Annotated in this window: 18 protein-coding genes; 4 read left to right on the top strand and 14 right to left on the bottom strand. The window is 69.2% G+C overall.

Going from position 1 to position 17,531, the window contains the following annotated elements; all coding sequences use genetic code 11:
- Window positions 1-98: 98 nt before the first annotated feature.
- Both ABT300_RS23080 and ABT300_RS23075 read right to left on the bottom strand, forming a co-directional pair.
- Complete coding sequence (locus tag ABT300_RS23080) at window positions 99-1,061, bottom strand: hypothetical protein (RefSeq protein WP_351678763.1); 963 nt, start codon at window positions 1,059-1,061, stop codon at window positions 99-101.
- Window positions 1,062-1,478: 417 nt separating this feature from the next.
- Window positions 1,479-3,158, bottom strand: a complete 1,680-nt coding sequence (locus ABT300_RS23075; protein ID WP_351678761.1) for a zinc finger domain-containing protein — start codon at window positions 3,156-3,158, stop codon at window positions 1,479-1,481.
- Window positions 3,159-4,088: 930 nt separating this feature from the next.
- On the opposite strand from ABT300_RS23075, the gene ABT300_RS23070 reads away from it, so the two are divergent.
- Entirely contained in the window at window positions 4,089-4,283 is a 195-nt protein-coding gene (locus ABT300_RS23070) for a hypothetical protein (RefSeq protein ID WP_351678759.1), read from the top strand.
- A gap of 122 nt (window positions 4,284-4,405) precedes the next feature.
- A complete protein-coding gene (locus tag ABT300_RS23065) occupies window positions 4,406-4,945 on the top strand; it encodes a hypothetical protein (protein ID WP_351678757.1) in 540 nt (179 codons plus the stop codon).
- A gap of 18 nt (window positions 4,946-4,963) precedes the next feature.
- Here ABT300_RS23065 and ABT300_RS23060 read toward each other — a convergent pair whose 3' ends face one another.
- Window positions 4,964-5,527: a DUF6417 family protein gene (locus tag ABT300_RS23060; RefSeq protein WP_351678755.1), complete on the bottom strand. Its 564-nt coding sequence runs from the start codon at window positions 5,525-5,527 to the stop codon at window positions 4,964-4,966.
- A gap of 251 nt (window positions 5,528-5,778) precedes the next feature.
- Here ABT300_RS23060 and ABT300_RS23055 point away from each other — a divergent pair, with 251 nt between their 5' ends.
- Window positions 5,779-6,477, top strand: coding sequence for an HNH endonuclease family protein (locus ABT300_RS23055; protein WP_351678753.1), 699 nt, complete (start codon window positions 5,779-5,781; stop codon window positions 6,475-6,477).
- A 128-nt stretch (window positions 6,478-6,605) separates the two neighbouring features.
- On the opposite strand, the gene ABT300_RS23050 is transcribed toward ABT300_RS23055, so the two are convergent.
- Entirely contained in the window at window positions 6,606-6,977 is a 372-nt protein-coding gene (locus ABT300_RS23050; RefSeq protein WP_351678751.1) for a fic family toxin-antitoxin system, toxin component, read from the bottom strand.
- Window positions 6,974-7,273, bottom strand: coding sequence for a hypothetical protein (locus tag ABT300_RS23045; RefSeq protein ID WP_351678749.1), 300 nt, complete (start codon window positions 7,271-7,273; stop codon window positions 6,974-6,976). Before ABT300_RS23045 ends, ABT300_RS23050 begins: the two co-directional genes overlap by 4 nt.
- 122 nt (window positions 7,274-7,395) lie before the next feature.
- Between ABT300_RS23045 and tcmP the strand changes: the two genes are divergently transcribed.
- On the top strand, window positions 7,396-8,592 hold the full coding sequence (tcmP, locus tag ABT300_RS23040) for a three-Cys-motif partner protein TcmP (RefSeq protein WP_351678747.1): 1,197 nt from the start codon (window positions 7,396-7,398) through the stop codon (window positions 8,590-8,592).
- Window positions 8,593-8,647: 55 nt separating this feature from the next.
- Here the strand turns inward: tcmP and ABT300_RS23035 are convergent, their stop codons facing one another.
- From ABT300_RS23035 to ABT300_RS22995, 9 genes are all read right to left on the bottom strand, one after another.
- Window positions 8,648-9,394, bottom strand: a complete 747-nt coding sequence (locus tag ABT300_RS23035; RefSeq protein WP_351678745.1) for a DUF5131 family protein — start codon at window positions 9,392-9,394, stop codon at window positions 8,648-8,650.
- A 230-nt stretch (window positions 9,395-9,624) separates the two neighbouring features.
- Window positions 9,625-10,302, bottom strand: a complete 678-nt coding sequence (locus ABT300_RS23030) for a DciA family protein (RefSeq protein WP_351678743.1) — start codon at window positions 10,300-10,302, stop codon at window positions 9,625-9,627.
- The gene (locus ABT300_RS23025; protein WP_351678741.1) at window positions 10,269-10,451 is read right to left on the bottom strand and encodes a hypothetical protein; all 183 of its coding nucleotides are present in this window, start codon (window positions 10,449-10,451) and stop codon (window positions 10,269-10,271) included. The genes ABT300_RS23030 and ABT300_RS23025 overlap by 34 nt, the downstream gene beginning before the upstream one ends.
- Window positions 10,448-12,625 (bottom strand): hypothetical protein, encoded by a 2,178-nt coding sequence (locus tag ABT300_RS23020; protein WP_351678767.1) that lies wholly within the window; start codon window positions 12,623-12,625, stop codon window positions 10,448-10,450. The genes ABT300_RS23025 and ABT300_RS23020 overlap by 4 nt, the downstream gene beginning before the upstream one ends.
- Window positions 12,626-13,436: 811 nt before the next feature.
- Complete coding sequence (locus ABT300_RS23015) at window positions 13,437-13,733, bottom strand: helix-turn-helix transcriptional regulator (RefSeq protein ID WP_351678739.1); 297 nt, start codon at window positions 13,731-13,733, stop codon at window positions 13,437-13,439.
- 101 nt (window positions 13,734-13,834) lie between these two features.
- Window positions 13,835-14,743, bottom strand: a complete 909-nt coding sequence (locus tag ABT300_RS23010) for an NAD(P)/FAD-dependent oxidoreductase (RefSeq protein ID WP_351678737.1) — start codon at window positions 14,741-14,743, stop codon at window positions 13,835-13,837.
- A complete protein-coding gene (locus tag ABT300_RS23005) occupies window positions 14,740-15,330 on the bottom strand; it encodes a cysteine hydrolase family protein (RefSeq protein WP_351678735.1) in 591 nt (196 codons plus the stop codon). Before ABT300_RS23005 ends, ABT300_RS23010 begins: the two co-directional genes overlap by 4 nt.
- Entirely contained in the window at window positions 15,327-16,496 is a 1,170-nt protein-coding gene (locus ABT300_RS23000) for a helix-turn-helix domain-containing protein (protein WP_351678733.1), read from the bottom strand. The genes ABT300_RS23005 and ABT300_RS23000 overlap by 4 nt, the downstream gene beginning before the upstream one ends.
- Before the next feature lie 207 nt (window positions 16,497-16,703).
- Window positions 16,704-17,459, bottom strand: a complete 756-nt coding sequence (locus tag ABT300_RS22995) for a GntR family transcriptional regulator (protein ID WP_351678731.1) — start codon at window positions 17,457-17,459, stop codon at window positions 16,704-16,706.
- Between the last annotated feature and the right edge of the window lie 72 nt (window positions 17,460-17,531).

The raw sequence follows: 17,531 nt of genomic DNA, 5'->3' as shown, positions 1-17,531 counted from the left end.
GATCACGGGGCGGCCGTGCCTGTTCTGCACCCGACCCCACCCAATCTGGTCATCCGTCAGGAAGCGGGCGTCAGCCGACTACGCCGAAGCCCTGGGCCTCAGGTGCGTGCGATGGCCGCTTTACCGCTCACAGGGGTGAGCGGACTATCGATAGTGAACGTAGGAAGACGGCTCATGCTGCGTCCTTCCAGCCAGGCGTTAAAGACCGCGACGATCAGGCAGAACTGCTGGTGCGGCGAAGGTCGGGCCGGCGCCTTTTGGGCTGCCATGCCATGAATACGCTCCCGCAGCAGGTACACAGGATCCGTGGCTTCCAGTCCCGTTCCGTCCGTGATCCTGACGAAGAACTCGTCGGCAAGCGCCGGGTAGCTCGGATCAGCCCGAGCGATATGCCACCACACGCAGCCGAGGGTCGGCAGCCCGACAGCCCCCTTGAACTTGCGGTAGGCCGACCGGGATACGGTGACGCAGTCCCGCAGCATGGGGTTGGCGTCGATGAAGTCAGTGAGCTCGTAGCCCGAGAGACTGTCACGGCCCCCGCCGTGCTTCCGCACCGTCTTCTCCTCCTGGAGCCGGTACACCCAGCGGGCGATCGTCTCCAGCTTCGTCGCGTTGCTCTCGCCCCTCAGCGCCAGTGTCTCGTGAACCTTGCGGGGCCGGCCCGTATCCGTGTACTGCTGCGCATCGAAGTCGATGCCGACAGCGACACCCATGACGAAGGACTGCCCCGAGTCGACGATCGCGGCCAGCCGGTGCTGGCCGTCGATGATCAGAGCCCACGCGTAGCCCGGGTGATGGCCGAACTTGAGGGTGTCGCCTGTGGTGACGAACCGCTTGGCCTGCATGGCCTTGGTGTGCCGGGCCCGGGCCAGCGGCACCATCTTGCGATTGTGCAGATTTCGCTCCCTCAACAGGACGTCTGCCATGCGTGGAGTGATGGTCACGAACGCAATGTCCGGTGTCCGGCTGTCCAGCCGGATCTCACCCGTGCCATGCCGTGGCAGCACCAGAAGGGTCGGCCGCCGCATCTGAGATACCGCCGTCTCCTTGGGCTTACTCACTGACGCCGTGCTCATCTTCGGCCCCCACGATTCCTCAAGCCAGGGCCGCAGATTCGCGGCCTTCTATACCGATTAACGCTCCTGACTCACTCTCGCTTCGGCCGCATTGAACGAGGAGTGAATTTCATGTCAAAGCGTGACTTGCCAAGGGTTGAAAATGGGGACCAAACCGCTGTGACGTCCACACGGTGAAGGCACATATAGCCGTTCGGCAGTCCCCCAAAAGGGTCCTTTCGATAGCGGCCACACACTGATCGGCACAAGCGCACAGCCCCAACGGCGTCGGCACATCCGACCCAGCAGGCCTGTGGCCTCGGTCGCCCCTGACATCGCTACAGCGCGCGCCTCACCGATACGTTCGCCCTCTGACCCGCAGCGAAGACGAAGTCGCCGGTGTACGTCCACCGGCACGCCAGTTCACTCCGGCCGCGGTTTTCGAGCGCGGGTGAACTCCTTTGCCTTCTCGACCCGTGAGCGATGAGGGCCGCCGGGGCTCTCGCAGCGAGCGTCGGGGCCCTGGCTGCAGTCGGGGCACGTGACGTCGTACACGCGCCACGGAGGCGGTGGCGGGGTCTGCTGTTGCTGTTTGGCCTTTCGTTCTTCGAGGATCGGCTGGAGCCGCTCGTCATGGGGGACGTTCCGCACCTCGCCGGTGCCGGTCTTGTTGTCGATGACGCAGTTCTGGCCTTGGCCGGCGTGGCAGCGCGGGCAGCTTCTCTTGATCCAGTATCGGCGTGCCACCTGCTTGTGCAGATTCCTCCTTCTGGGCTGCTGCTGGTCTCCGGCGGGTGCCACCCGGGCGGGCCTGGCCGGGGAGGGCGAGGTCGGCTGGTTGAGGCCTGCGCGCTCCTTCCAGTAGGCGATCTGGATTGCTTCGCGGTCGCCCGTGAGGCTCCCTGCGTCGGCCGCTGCCTGGATGGCCTTCTCCACCAGGGGGCGCATCTGCGCAGGTTGCAGGTGTCGCCCGGTGCGGCTGAGATCATCGAGGATGTCCCGGACTCGCTGGTATGCCTCCGAGGTGAACGCGGTCATGTAGTCGGCGGCCTCGGCCGCGATGACATCCTCGGTGTCGGTGCGGTCGTGGCTCGCGGTCGCGTTGACGCGAGCCAGGAGTTCCCGGATCTGCTTGGTGCGCCGGGCGGCCACGGCTTCGTCCAGGCGGGCGAACAGGTCTCGCCGGACTTCGGCCTGCCCCTCCAACCAGCGGTTCGCCTCCGCCACGGCGGCGCCCAGTTCGGCCTGGGTCTGCTGGCTCACACCAGTTACGGCAGCGATCTCGCCCAGTACCCGGTTGACCACGACCACGGACTCCACTTTCAGGGCATCAGCCAGCCGACGCAGGACGACCTGGGCGCGTGCCCCGGTGTCCGGAACCTTCTTGGCCTTGCCCGTCGGCCACCGTGACGGAGAGCGTGTGCTGCGGGCGCGGACGATCCGCTCGACCGCCGGCGTCGACAGCCCCCGCTCCGTCATCTCGCAGTCGTCCAGCGTGAACCACTCGGTGTCCCGCGCGAACGCCTCCGTGCCGATCTGGACCTTCCGGGTGGTGCCCTCGCTGTTCAGCTGGATGCGATGGACGTACCAGCGGTCGATCAGGGTGTCCCGGTCCACCGGCACCGACACTCCGAGCACCGGCTCGAGGCCGTCCTGGTCCCACGCTGGCTGAACCGCCTGGTCCAAGTGCACGCGCAGCCCGCCGTGCTGGAACTGGATGTCCACGACCGAGCCGATCGGCGCTCCCTCGGGCTGAGTGAACTCGAAGTCGGCCTGAAGGTCGAGGTTGCGGAGCCAGGCGGCGGCCACGGACTTCACGTACAGGTGGTCGGCGCTGTTCACGCCACGGGAGCGGCGGCCGCACAGGTGCGGGTGCCCGTCGGGGCCGGGGTAGTGGGCGAAGTGGCAGACCCTATCGGTGTACAGCTTCGTCGTCAGCTGGAGGCCGCAGCCTCCGAGCAGCAGCCCGCACCAGAACGTGTCGTGCTCGTGATGGCGGCGGAAGGCGTCCAGCTCGATCGCCTCCAGCGGCAGCATCAGCGGATCCTCCGAGTCCGCGCCGCCCAGGACCGCCGTCTGAATCTGCCGCCTGTCACCCTGCACGAACCCCCACCTTTCATCCCAACTCATCGTGCCATCAACGGCGTTGGCCTCACAGACGATCGACGTTCTCAAGCCGTCGTACGCAGTGGGGCAGGCTCGGCAGGAACGGTCGACGTGCCGGCCTGACGGGCAGCACGCTCCGCCCGGGCCCGCCGCAGTGCAAAAGCCCGGGTTGCTTCGGATTCGTGGCGACGCTGGACACGGGCTACCTCGATCGGGGCCCGCTGGCGAGACATGGTCGCCACGCGGGCGCGCCTACCCGGGCACCGGGCGGTGAAGGACCCTGACGCCTTTCCCTCCATCCGGGTGCAACGGCCCCTACCGGGCTGCGGGCACTGATGTCCAGGTCTTCCGTCGATCGAGAGCAAATTCCCTGCTTCTGCGAATGATGATCACCCGATGGGGCAATATCCTCGAACATCCCTGCCTGACTCGGCGCCCGTGACCAGCTCGCGGTCCGTTCGGTGGGCAGGGGGATCACAGGCGTGGCTGCCATGTCTGGCGAGAGCCGCCGCTCCCCGCTCCGGCCAGAGAAGGAGGGGGCGGCGGCCGATCCCCCCAACGGGAAGTGATCTCCGCTACACCCACAGTTCACAGACCGTTGCCCAACGTCACTCATTCGAGACCGTGCAGCCACAGCCGGTGTTGACGTTCCGTCGCACCATCAACCGGCGATTAGCCCGGCAGTGAACCGATTTGCCCGATCTTGGACGGGGTGTCTCGGCACTGTAAACGCAGACCCGAATCCTCCGGTTCCCGGGGCCAACACTGCGCAGGCACAGCGAAGTTGCCCGCGGTAGACGGGCCGTGCATTCTGACGCTCCCAGCACGGTGGCCTTCTGGCCGGAGCCCGCCGACCGCTGGATCTGTCACTCGCCAGACACCCGTGCGGTGCCCCAGCACCGCCGGGCCAACCCCAGGAGACCATCCGTGTCGACCACCCTGCCCGCCACGCCGCCTCCCGACCCGTCCGCGCAGGACGCCGGCAACGACAGCCGCCATGCGGTCCACGTACGCGTTGGACGCCACTTCGAGCTCAAGCTCTACCTCTCCCCCACCGTTCTGGCCGCGCTGCTGGGCGGCGGCACCACCACCGCCGCCCTCGTCACCGTCCTCGCCCGGTAACCGCCAGGCGCAGCGGGGGCTGAGCCGGCCAGCGGCATCAGCCCCGGCTCTGCGTCCGGGCGCTCAGCCGTCGTCTGGCGGGCCCGGCTGCTTTCGTATGCCGGTCCGGCCAGGATGCTCACATGGACGCATCGGTGTGGGTGGGCGCAGTGTTCGGTCTGGCGGGCACCGGAATCGGCGGGGCCCTTTCCATCTGGGCCTCAGTCATGACCCAGCGACGGCAGGCAGATCACGAACGCGAGGGCCAACGGCAGGCGCGCGCATCCGCAGCCGTCGAGGCCGTCCTGACGGAGCTGTTCGAGATCCAGCGTGATGCCCGCCGGGCCGGCCCCGACAGCGATACTCGCAGAGTCGCACTTCATGAGCGTGTGCTGAACATCCAGGTGCTGATGCAGCGCGTCCCCGACGCGGCCCTTCGCGACCGGGTGCGCGAAGCCGCTCTCTTCCTGCCGCTCTCACCTGCTGGCGATACGCGGACCTGGGAAGAGCGAAGGGTCGACCGGATGTATCTGTGCGCCGATGCCATCGCCTGCCTGGGTGCCTACCTCCGCGGCGAACCGATGCCTGCGCGCGTGAGCCGAATCTCGGAGATACGCACCCTATGGCCGCACCCTGACATCGGATCGGACAGGGATTCCTTCATCTACGAGTCGGAAGAATGATCACCAAAACGGGAGGCGCTACGGGCCCGGACGGTGCATGACGGCATAGTCACGGCCGAACCGGTTGGCCTCCAAGGCGGATCCGGTCAGCCTGTGCAGCCAGAACCCGTACGCCACCGACTCCATCTGCTCCCGCGTCAGACACAGCTGCCACCGGCCCGCGCTCCGGTCATGCACCGCCGCACGGACCTGCTCGGCGAGCCCCGGCGCCGGAGGTTGCCGCAGCTGCCCGGCCAGAGCGACAAACACTCTGAGCGCCGCCATCTGCGACGGCAGCAACTCCACCAGCCGCTCCCGCGGCCCGGGCCCGGACGACGCCGGGGCCGGCCGGGTTCGGGCGTAGGCGAGCAGATCGTGGCCGGCCGCGGACAGGCGTACCGCCCAGCGCACCGCCCGGCCCTCCCAGGCCGACAGCTCGGCACGGGTCTCCCGGTCCGCCTCCTCCACCAGCCCCTGTCCGGCGAGCACCCGCACCGCAGCACGCAGTGGCGCCGCCCCCGTGTCCAGCACCCAGCCGTGCTCGAACCTCTCTTCGCACGCCCGCACCGTCTCGAGCGCATCAAGGGGCCTGTCCGCCCGCACGCCGCCGTGTCCCTTCGCCGTTCCAGCACCTCGGGCAGACGACCAGGTGGAGTGAGCACCATGGGCCCGTTCCTCGCCCGGCTCGAGGGTGCCCCAGGGCGGCCGGGTACGGGGGCGGTTCGGCCCGGCTGTCGTGCGATCGTGTGACTTCCTCGCCGTACGGGTGATGTACGGGCCGGACGGCTGCTGCAGCGCCCGGGGGCCGACTACGAAGATCACAGCCCCGTCTTGATCTTCGGAAGGACCCGTTCGTGCGCCTCGCCCGTACCGGACGCACCGCAGCCGCCGCGCTGTCCGCGCTCGCCGCCCTGCTCACCCCCGCCACCGCCCACGCTGCCGCCCCGGTCGCGGCGCCGCAGCGGTACGCCCCCGGCGACACCGTCACCCTGCCCGTCCGTGACGCTCTGGCCGGGCTCACGGTCGCCGACGAGAACCGCTCCGGCTACAGCCGTGACCTGTTCAAGCACTGGATCGACGCCGACCGTGACGGGTGCAACACCCGCGCGGAGGTCCTCCTCGAGGAGGCCGTCACCGATCCCGTACAGGGCGCGGGATGCACCCTCACCGGCGGCACCTGGTACTCGCCCTACGACGACCGCTACTTCGACGCCGCCCGCTCCCTCGACATCGACCACCGGGTCCCGCTCGCCGAGGCCTGGGACTCCGGGGCCTCCGCCTGGACGGCGAAGGAACGCGAGGCCTACGCGAACGACCTCGACGACCCCCGCGCCCTGGTCGCGGTCTCGGCAGCCTCCAACCGGTCGAAGTCCGACCAGGACCCCTCCACCTGGCTGCCGCCGTACGCCGGCAACTGGTGCGAGTACGCCACGGACTGGGTCGCCATCAAGACCCGCTACCAGCTCGCCATCGACCCCACCGAGCAGACCGTCCTCGCCCAGCGCCTCGCGGAATGCCCCGACCAGCCCATCACTGTCACTCTCGCCCGCTGAACACGCAGCCGGCCCGTCGCCTCGGGGGTGAGCAATGGGCCGGACCACCCCACATTCTCGCATCCGTCCTGCGGATGCCCCACGATCGGGACAGGCGCCACAAGGACGGACTGCGCGGATCCGGAGCCTCAGCCGGTGGACCAGACGCGCAGCTGCGCGGCGGCCTCCTGGACGCGAGCGTCCTTGTTCTTGCTGCGGGTAACGAGCGCGAGGGCTTCCTTCGGCTCGTAGTGCAGGCGCTGGCCATTGGTGTTGAGGAAGGTCTCGGCGACCAGCCAGGCGAAGAAGTCGTTCCTCGCTTCGAGCGGTTCGTGCAGTGCGATGGACTCCAGCATGGCTGCAGCTTTGAGCCAGTCACTGGCGTATACGTCACGGTCCATGTAGTGGGCCTGGACGCGGGCGCAGACGGCGTCCAGCACGCCCAGGTCCAGGCAGGCGGGATCTCCAGGGAGGGTCTGGGCGATCTGCAGGAGCTCTTGCGGGGTGAGGAACCGGGTCACGCGGCGTGACCGTGCCGGACGCCGTGCAGATCGCGGCTGCCCATCGGAGCCGGGTCGGGGCAGGTGGCCGCACCGGTATCGGCGGCTCGGGTGTCCTGGGCGGTGAAGACCTCGGCGAGCTGCGGGATGCGGTCGCGGGCCTGGCCGAGGGCCTTGAGGAACGGGTCGTCGGCGGCCGCGAGGGCCGCGTCACGCACGAAGTCCGCAGGGGACTTGCCGACGATGTTGGCGGCTGCCTCGACGCGCGCGTACTCGTCCGGCTCGAAGGGCGGCACCTGGCGTCCGTTCTGCTCCATACGAGCGACGGTACCAGCGGGCCGAGGTTCAGGGGACTGATGCCGTGGGCTGGTCTGGCCCGTCAGTCTCTTGCCCGGCTTCCCCCGATGCCTCACCATCTGTGATCAGACGGATACGGCGGATGGCGGGGGTGGCGATGTCCTCGGGGACCGGCGGGGAGTACTGGGCGGACAAAGCATTGCCCAGTGTGTTCAAGCATGACCTTCTCAAGCGCTACCTGCCGCAGTTCGGCGGCATGACGGGCACACAGTCCTACGACAAGCGTGTGGTCTACCTCGACGGGTACGCGGGTGAGGGCCGCTACGAAAACGGTGATCCGGCGTCCGCGGAGATCGCGCTGAGGGTTGCCTCGTTCCTGCACGGCAAACCTGGGCTCACGCTGGAGTGTTTCTTCTCCGAGCCCCAGGCAAAATCGTTCGACCGGCTGCACGAGGTTGTCCAGCAGTATCTGGCTCGCGGTGTACGGGCGCATGCCCATCGTGGCGAGGTCGACGGTGTTCTCGACCAGGTTGTTGAGCGGGCCGTCCGGGAGCCGCTCTTCCTCTTCCTGGACCCGTGCGGACTCGTCCTCCCGCAGGACCGGCTCGTCGAGGTTCTCGCCAGCAAGCGGCCGCAGAAGCGGCCGGCGACCGAGCTGCTGATGAACTTCAGCATGATGGCCGTGTGGCGCCTGGGCGGGCATGTCCGCTCGCCGAAGGGCAACGAGAGGTCGCTGAAGCGGTTCGATGACGTATGCGGCGGGACCTGGTGGCGGGGATACTTCGCCGATGCAATGGCCTCCCGTGACAAGGGCAGCGCGGCTGAGGATGCGATCGAGGCGGTGGCCGCGGAGTACGCGCGCCGTGTGGCACAACGCACCGGGATGCTCGTGCAGTCGGTGCCGGTGTCCCACTCACCCCGCAAACGCGCTGTGTACCGGCTGGTGTTCGCGACCCGTAGCCCGTATGGCCTGTGGGTATTCGGCGACACTGTTGCCCGCGCCCGGGCGACATGGTGGGAGACACTGGAGGAGCGTGAGGATGATGACGCACTGTTCTCCGTGGCTGCGGTGACCCGCCCGGACCCGAAGGAGGTCGAGGCCAAGGCGGTGTCGGCGATCGCTGAGAACCTGGCGAAGCTGCTGACGCGGACCCGGCGGCCGGTCAGACTCGTCGACCACACACTGGAAATCTTCGGGTCCTTCTACGGACAGGTCACCGAGCCGGTGGTGCGCCAGGCCGTACGCCTTCTGCACGAGCAGGGCAGGACGCCCAGCAACGGGGTGGGCGTGAAACGGACCCGAGAGATCACCCTCCACCCCGGCAACTTCGCAGCCTGACCTCGTGGCTGGGCTGACATCTGTTCGGCTTTGACCGGCCTCAACAAACAGACCGTCAGGCCGCGACCGGCAGCGGCATCTGGTCCCAGGTGCGGCCCTCCAGCAGGCGGCCGCCGGCCTTCGGGGTGCGGCCGCCCCACTGCTTGAAGAAGAACGCGGTGTCAGCGTCCTGGCAGGTGTCGCGGATCTGCGTCACCCACGCTTCCTCCAGCCGTCGGTGCCCGGGCCCGGACTCACCGCCGGCGATGACCCAGTCGATCCCGTCCAGGTCCAGCCCGTCCAGCGGCCCCAGCAGCGGCTCGCACGACAGGAACTTCACGCTGGCCGGTACCCGCCGCAGGTCGTCGACGCGCGGCAGCTCCTTCGCGCTCTCCACCGAGACACCCATCCACAGGTTTTCCGGCCACTCCAGCCGGTCGGCGACCAGGCGCAGGCGCCGGGCCCGCTTGGTGAGCACCTGGTAGGTGTGCTGCGGGGTTTCGGAGATCACTGTGAAGACGCGGCGCACGTAGTCGAGCGGGACCCGGGCGTGGAACAGGTCGCTCATCGAGTTCACGAACACGGTCCGCGGGCTCTTCCACCCGTACGGCACGGCCAGCGCGTCGGGATGCAGGGTCAGCCCGAAGCCGGGACCCGAGGTTCTCGGGTCACCGTCGGCCTGGTACTTCGCCGACCCCATCGCCTTCAGCCGCTTCGCCAGTGTCAGCGCGTAGCAGTTGTCGCATCCTTCGGAGACGCGGTCGCACCCCGTGGTCGGGTTCCACGTCGCCTCGGTCCACTCGATCGCACTGCGGTCACTCACCGGCCGGCCCTCCATCCCCTCGAACCGAGCCCTGTCCCCGGCGGCACGGCCACGGTCCGCGGTATCCCCAACGACCCGCCGCACCACCCGGTACCGGTATCCAACCATCCGGCGGCCATCCCCTACCCACCGACCCTGAAATAGAACACATGTACCCAATCCTTCGGTAGACAGTGCACTGCGAAACGACAACTTCCGGACCCAGCAGGGCAGCGGCGTCCTTGCCGCCGTCACGCCGTACTCCGCTGCTGTACCGGGCCGGGGGCGGCCACCGCGCCGGCGTTTCGTGCCGCGCGGTCTTCACGTGCCTTGCGCAGGGCGGCCGCGTGCGAGGCCTCGCCCTCACGCCTGCGACGGGCACGGACCGCCGCGAGCGCTGCCGGCGCATCGTCAGGCATGGCCTCGGGCTCGGGGAACGCACGTCGGCTGAGCTCGCGCATTGCCCTGGTCTGCCGTTCGACGGCCTCTGTGATGTCCGGGGCGGCCAGCCGGGGCGGGGCGGCCTGCCTGTGGGCGGTGAGGGCACGGTGGTAGCCGTAGCTGGCCGACTCCCGTGTCTTCGCAGGGCCTTTGGGCGCCTCCGGGGCTTGGACGACGCCGTCGTCCGGGGCGGGCGCTGGCACGGAGCCCGGCGCGAGGATCCGCAGGCCGCGCACGACCGTGCGGCCGGCCGACGCGTTGGCGGCCGCGATGATCCGGGCCTGTTCCAGCCGGACCTTCGTCGCCCACGCCGACGACTCCGGGCACACGGTGAGCCGGCCGGAGTCCGCGTCGTAGCCGACCGCGAAGGCGCGCCCGGCGAGCTCGGGGGCGATGGCCTCCCACCGCTCGCGCAGCGTGGCGCCGGCGGCCGGGAGCTCCCAGGCCCGCTCGGTCACCAGCGCGCCGATCGCCGCACCGAGCCCCATCGGCGCGCGCCCTCGCCCCGGACCACCACCGTGGTCCGCGGCTTCGGCTTCGCCGTACGGGCGTTGCCGCCGTTCGTGCGTGCCGCCTCCAGTGCGGCCCGCAGCGCCACCCGCGCCAGGTCGACGCCCGACACCTCGCCGCCGCTCACGACCGCTCCCAGGTGCTGTAGCCGAGGTTCAGGTGCCCAAGGCGGGACAGGCGCTGCACGTCCGCGACGAATCCCCTGGTGAACAGCCTCTGCGCCGACGTCTCGCCGTACCGGTCGATGTGGTCGAACACGACCTGATGGTCGGCGGCGGCGCGGGTGCGCCAGTCCAGCACCTGCTCGCGGGTCAGGTCCTCGAGGACCAGCTCCTGGTCGTCGCCGACGCCGGCAGCTTCCGCGGCCGGGGCGGCGGGGGCCGGACGGGGCGCGGGCAGCACGACCGGGGCCACCGGCGCGGCCGGGACCTCCGCCTCGGGCTGCGCGGCCGCGGCTTCGGCACGGGCCTGAGCTGCGGCGGCCTGCCGGGCGCGGACCTGGTCCCACTCGTGCGCCTTCGCCCACGCCCTGGCCGTCACGTCCTGGTGCAGCTGCGTGGCGGTGGCCGCCCGCCGCTCCGCCTCCGAGGCGCCGGGCATCGCGGCGTCGACGGAGGCTGCGACTGCGCGGCGCTGGTCCCGGCGGTCGGCCTGCTTCTCCTCGCACCGGGGGCAGTCCTGCCCGGAGTCGAGCAGCACCCGGTCGTCGCACCGCACGTCGCCGCACTGCTGACGCTGAGGCAGACCGGCGCCGATCAGCCAGCCCACCGGGTCCTTGATCGGCCCGGCCAGCCGCATCTGGTCGGCCAGCCGCCGGGCGAGCCGGTCGGCGAGGACCTGCGACGCGTCCGCACGGCCGGCGAACCCGACCACCCTGCCCAGCTCGCTGCGGGCAGCGGCCTCCACCAGGCGGCGGGCGGCCGGACGCTCCAGCCGCGCCCACACCATGTCCACCGGAGCCAGAACGGCCCGCAGATCCTCCGGCGGCAGCGGCACCCTCCCCCGCTGCTGCCTGCCCTGACCAGCACCGTCCACGACCCGCACCGGGCCGCCGGCCACCGGCCCGCGGCCGGCCTTCTCGCTGCTCATCGACGGGGACTTCTCCTGCTGTTCCCCGCGGAGCGGGCCGCCGTCCTCGCCCGCGCACGCGCGGTCCGGCAGACCGTGGTTCCCACCACGGCCTTCGCCGGAAAAGCCACCAGAGAGCGCAAGAGAATCCCCAGGAGTAACCCCAGAAGCGTGAGAGGCGTGAAGGTGTGCAGCATCGGCGCGGTCCGCCGAATCGGTCTCCAGGTCCTTCCCGGCGCCCTGAACCCCAGTAACCACAGGGGTCACAGCCTCCACCGTCGCGTCATGATCTCCGGATGCAGTAACGGCGAGGTCTGAAAACATCGCGTCGGCGGCCTCGAGGGCCTCCCGGACGACGATCCCGTGCGCCTGGGCGACCGGCAGCATCCGGACCCGGCTGCGCGCGTTCAGCCCCGACGCCGTCTCCCGCCGGTCCACCGACAGCACGTCCTGCTCCTGGAGCCGGGAGAGCACCTTCGCCCCGCCCGCCGGCGAGCAGCCCAGCAGCCGCGCCACCGTCGCCGCCGGACGGCCCCGCTCGGTGTCCACGCTGCCCGAGCACAGCTGCAGCCAGCCCTTCGCGTTCGAGGACAGCACCATCAGCAGCAGCCCGAGCCTGTCGGTCGCCGCCCCGCGCCCCGTACGCTCCGCGAGCATCCCGGCCGGAGTCGTCCGGCCGTCCTTGTGATTCCAGCCCGGCGCGAACAGGGTCTCGATCAGCGCCAGGAGCACGACCAGCTCCACCCGCGACAGCGCCAGGACGTGCCGACGGTCCCCGCCGTGCTGCGCCCGGTACATCGGGATCACCCAGCACTCCAGGCCCGTCACCCGCCCGGCCGCGCTGACCGTCTCGTTCGAGCCGAGCACGCCACGGTCACGCAGCTGCGGAAGGACGTGGTGCGCGATCCGGGACGGTTTCAGGCCGACCCACCGACCGAGCTCCTTCGCGGTGATCGTCGCGCGGTAGTTCGTCGCCACCTTCGCCTTCGCCATCAGCACCACCGCCGCCAGGCGCGCCGGGTCGCCCGCCCCGTCCAGGGAGGGGTCGGACACCAGGGCGCGCACCGCGGCAAGGAGCCGGGTGCGCATCGTCTCGGTCAGCTGGAGCGGGTTGCCTACCTCCAGCGGAACGACCGGCCCGGCCTGCGCCGGAACCGACCGCAGCCGACGACGCGACGCCCCGCCGGTGAACTCCGTGCGCGGGTGCGGGAGCACGGCGGCCGACGCCGCCACGGCGCTCAACGGCCCACCCGGACAGACGAGAAAGAGATCATCCCGGCAGCCTTGCGCAGGTCGCCTGTGGACAGATTCTGCGAAGCGGCGAAACCCCCGCTCCCTCCCGCCCGGCGGGCAGGAACTTCGGATCGCGTCCCGCCCCACGGGACGGAGCTCCGGAGCACCGCGGCGGCCGGCGCCGTCAGGAGGACATGGGCCCCCCTCTCGGTATAGGTGTCGCGGACCGGGGTGCGTGTGACACTCCGTCCCCAAGAATCTTCGTGATTAATGCCGCGAACAGGGCAAATAGGGCGTGCGAATCCCGTCACGTGGGAACGGCCGGGGGCTCGAACCGGTGCGAATCGGACAGGGTCAAGCTGACAGGGGGACACCACATCGGGCACTATGAGAACGACCTGCCTTCCATATAGCCGGACCGACCAGAGCCCCTCGGGGCTGGACCGGCCTCCATGGATGTGTCAGGGGCCGCCCCCTTCGTGAGAAGCGGGCGGACACCGATCGGGTGGGGGGAGATTTCTCCGTCCCTCCCGGTGTTGCTGAACCGCGTGGCCCCTGTGGTGGGGGCACCGCGGCTGATGTGACTCGGTACTGATCTGGCTGTGGTGGCCGTGGTTAGTGGCCGGTGGTGCAGTGGCCCTGGTTAGGGGCCGGGTTGGAAAGTGCGGCTCGGTGAGCCGCGGCTCAGGACTAGCTGTGAACTGGGACCTGAGCAGCCGACGCGGGTGGTTATTCCGGTCGGTAGACGGGCCGCGCGAGGCCAGCGGGAGGTTAGTCCGCTTCTTGGCGCGCGCGGCCGATGGCCACTAGGTCATCCCGATCCCCCTTCGGAGGCCGGCGTCGGCATGCCCTCGTTCAGCTCAGCGGCCTCGGGGAAGCGCTCCGCGAGCCGCTTGAGCAGGTGGATGTAGACCGCGCGATGGGGCCTCCGAGGGTGGGTCTGACCTAGCTCCCAGCGGGCTACGGCCAGGCGTTTCACGCCTACGGCATCCGCGACTTCCTGCTGGGTGAGCCCCGCAGCGAGACGCAGCTGCTGACGAACGCGCGGCGTCGGCAGGACGTCGTCGAGGAGAGCGTTGACCCGCTGCATGGGATCTGCGTCGGACATGCCCCAACCTCTCATGATCACTGATTCCCTGAAAGATACACCACGGGATCGATCTTGGCCACGCTGCCTCGCTACGCCGATAGGGCGGTGGGTATCAAGCCTCAGCATGGCTTCAGGACCGAGGCGTAGTAGGACGCGAGCACAGCTTCCGCCCCAGAGCCCTGCGCTGTCGTGACGCGTTGGAACTGGGCTGACCTCAAGTCGCCGGCGACCCGGATACGAGGGTGCTGTCTGCCGGGAGGGCAGTAGCCGTCCTCGCTCAAGGCGAGGCCGTCCAAACCTGCGGGCGTGTTGCCGAGGTTGTTCAACACAGTCTTGGCGACGTAGGACTTGCGCTCACCCCGCCGGTCCTTGACCTCCAGGCTCCACTCGTCTCCGTAAGCCATGGGCGACAGGACGACGTGAGACACGGGCACGGCGCGCACGCGCTCGTCCCCCGCGACCTCGGCGATCTTGTAGTCATCCGCCGGCGGGCAAAGAACATGAAGCGTCGTGGAGGAGTGCGGATGGGTACGGAGCCACGTTCCGAGGGGACGGTCCCCTCCCAGAACGTAGGTCCGACCCGCTAGGTCTGCAGGCTTGGTACGCCACAGCGGAGGAACGGACAAACGTGCAGGAGCGCTGATCCAGTCGGCATCGGGCGGAGCCAGAGCGGCCACGCCGGTGGCGACCACGACCAGCTGCGCACTCAGTGTGCGCCCGTCCTCGAGTACGAGCTCCGCCTGGTCGTCGTAGCCGGCGACGCTCGCCGCACGGCCCTGCAGGACGGAGCATCGGCCGGCCTGCTGAAGGCGATCCAGGTCGGCAACAAGGGCCTCAGCAAGCTGGGGACCGGTCGACCAGTTGCCAGGGACGTTCTCCAGCGCCCCGATGACATGCAGCTTGCCGCCCACTGCGCCCGCCTCCACGACGACCGTTCGAAGATTCAGGCTGGCCGCCATCACCGCGGCCGCCACGCCTGACGGCCCCGCGCCGACTACCAGCACATCTGCCTCATGTGGTGTGTTCATGCCTGAGCTCCCTGCGTTCCACTAATTCGGGACAAGGCAACCTCGCTCGTGACCAGCTGCTCAGCGCCGATGTTTCGGGAGGCGAGCAGGAGCGCGGCGTCGTGGTAGCGAGCTCCGCCGGTGGAGGCACAAGCATCGGTGACGATCCACGGCCGGTACCCGGCCTGATAGGCCGCAACAGCGGAGTCGTACACGCACGCGTCTGTATCGATGCCGCACAGCACCAGATCGGTCCAGCCCGCCTCGCGGATGGTCCGGGCGCCCTCGGGGGTGAACACCGACGACTGGGGCTTGTCGATGATCGCGACGGCGCTGGCAGCGAAGGACACCAGGTCAGCAACGAGGGCTTGTTCCTCGGGAGTACGCAATCGCGTCCATCCCGTGATCGTCTCGTACGGTGACCCGGGCTCGTTGTGGAACCGCGATAGCACCACAGGAGCGCCGGCTGCTTGCCAGCCCTCCACCAGTCGAACAACCGCAGGGATGACCCCGCGGCTGTGCTGGTTGATGAAGCCCTGCTGCACATCAATGACCAGCAGCGCTGTCGATCGAGGGTCCACCCACTCCGCCTTCCACATGGCCGTCACGGATTGCTGTCTCGGAGAGCGTCCTGGGCGGCGCGCAGCCGATCAGGAAGTTCGCTGGTGGCCAGGATGGCCTCGCGCATCACACGGTGTTGGGCGGTCTCAGTGGGGCGCGCGGTAGTGAGCCGGAAGTAGGCGCTGCGCAGGAAGCGCCAGCCGTAGGCCGTCGGCATCACCGGGTCCTGGCCGTCTTCGATCGTGTGCAGGATGTGCGACGAGAGGGCCCAGAGGGCCTGTACGTCGAGTTCAAGGGCCACGATCTGGCTCATGGTCAGAGCCCGCTCGTCCTGCTGCGGGTGATAGGCGACACCCGACCAGCCGACGACGCCGCGGGAGACTCCGCCGTCGAATGTCACGGCCTCGGGGAGAGTCCAGCCGTCACGGAACTTGGCTTCCTCGACCCCCGGCCCGAGCGGCACCACATCTGCTGGGTTCTGCCGGTTGACCAGCACTGATGGCGTAGCGAGCAGCTGGAGAGCCGTGTCCAGGCCGACGCTTGACCAGGAGTGTGTGCGGAGCTCGTAGGCCGACAGTACGTACTGCGGAGTGAGCGACTGGGCAGGCTGATCCTTGGCGTCGCCGTGGCGGGCCAGCAGGTGGGCCATCCACTCCCCTACCCAGCCCGGTTCCTTCAGGTACGTGCGGTAACGCCACAACGCCAACTCGGTCAACGACTCGAGAAGGTGGTGCTCCTCAAGATGCACCACCGCGACACCGCAGGCGTATATGTGCACCGTCGACGACTGCGCAGAGTGGTGGTCAGCCGGCAGGACTCGCTGCTCCAGGCCGCCTGGCCCTGGCTCGATTGGCGAACCCGCAGCGTAGAGGGGCGTACTGCACTCACCGAGGTACACCGGCAAGAACTTGTGGGAGACGACCGTGCACGGTGCCGGACGCGCTGCCGACTCCGCCTTGAGGGAAGTTGACGTTCCACGCAGCGCTGCCAGGCGGAGGCTGAACGCTTCCTGCTCAGCCGGGGTGCACTGGAGGAGCGCCGTGTCCAGGATCTGCGCCATCTGGGGGCGGCAGACGCTCGTCTTGTTCCGCTGCCAGTTCGAGACGGTCCGGGGGCTGATGCCGAGGCGACCGGCGAACTCGCGCACGGACGCTCGCATCACCGACCGCAAGAGCAGCGCCTCCTCACCTGTCCACCTGTCCACAGCGATCACTACACACCCCCTTGGCGGTCACCTTCCAGGTATCAACGGCCCTATTGCCACGCTGTTGCTACACCACTTCCACGGTCGGACATCTCGCTCAAGGCCCCTGGTGCGGATGCTGTTTCTTGTTGATCCACACCCGCAACTCCGGCCGGAGGAACCATGGCGATCCCGGGCACACCCCAGTGCCGTGCCCGCATCGAGTTCTGCGTGCCGTCAGGCATCGAACTCGTAGTCCAGGACGTACGACGCGGAGTCGAGGGTCATCTCGTTGACCTCAACAACTTGCTGTTGGGCGTCGAAGGCTGTCCGGCACATCTTCAGGACAGGGCGCTCAGGGGACATGCCCAACGTGGCTGCTTCCTCAGCAGTGGGCAGCCGTCCGCGGATCTCCTCCCGAAAGCGAACCGGGCCGTGTCCGAGGTCAGCGAGGCGAGCGTAGGTTCCTCCCGGACCTGTGTCGGCCTGAGTGATCGCCGAACCTTCCACCAGGGCGTAGGGCAGGTACGAGGTGGCGAGCATGACCGGCCGGCCGTCCAGGACGAAGCGCCGGGACCTGGCGCAGGCGGTCTCGCCAGCGCCCAGGCCGAGCATCTCGGCAATGTGTGCCGGCGGAACGACCTCCTGTACGGACACCTGGTCGACCGTCAGGGGGCGGTCTTCGTCAGCCGACCAGATCGACTTACCGGCGCCCCACTGGTCTTGCGCCAGGCGCTGGATGCCGCGTCGCCGGATGGGGCGGAAAGCCTGGACGAACACCCCCGCGCCCTTCCGGGACTCCGCAAGACCTTCGTTGGTGAGCGCACGCAGTGCTCGCCGAGCGGTCATCACGGCGACGCCGTACTGCGGCGCGAGGGCGTTCTCCCCCGGCAGCCGATCACCGGGTCGGTAGTCCCCTCGCTCGATCGCAGCCTTCAGCTCGTCAGCGATCTGGAGGTATCTGGGCTGTTGAGAGCCCTTTCCGCCTGCCATGTGTCTCCTAACTTCGCTAGCGATCCTAAGGGCTTCGATGCTCAGCGTCAGCTACGGCTCGCGACTCACACA

Origin of the sequence: Streptomyces sp. NPDC001027 (genome assembly GCF_040299045.1) — a bacterium.
Taxonomy (GTDB): domain Bacteria; phylum Actinomycetota; class Actinomycetes; order Streptomycetales; family Streptomycetaceae; genus Streptomyces.
Note: the sequence above shows the minus strand (reverse complement) of the source record. Positions and strands in the feature narration are given on the sequence as shown.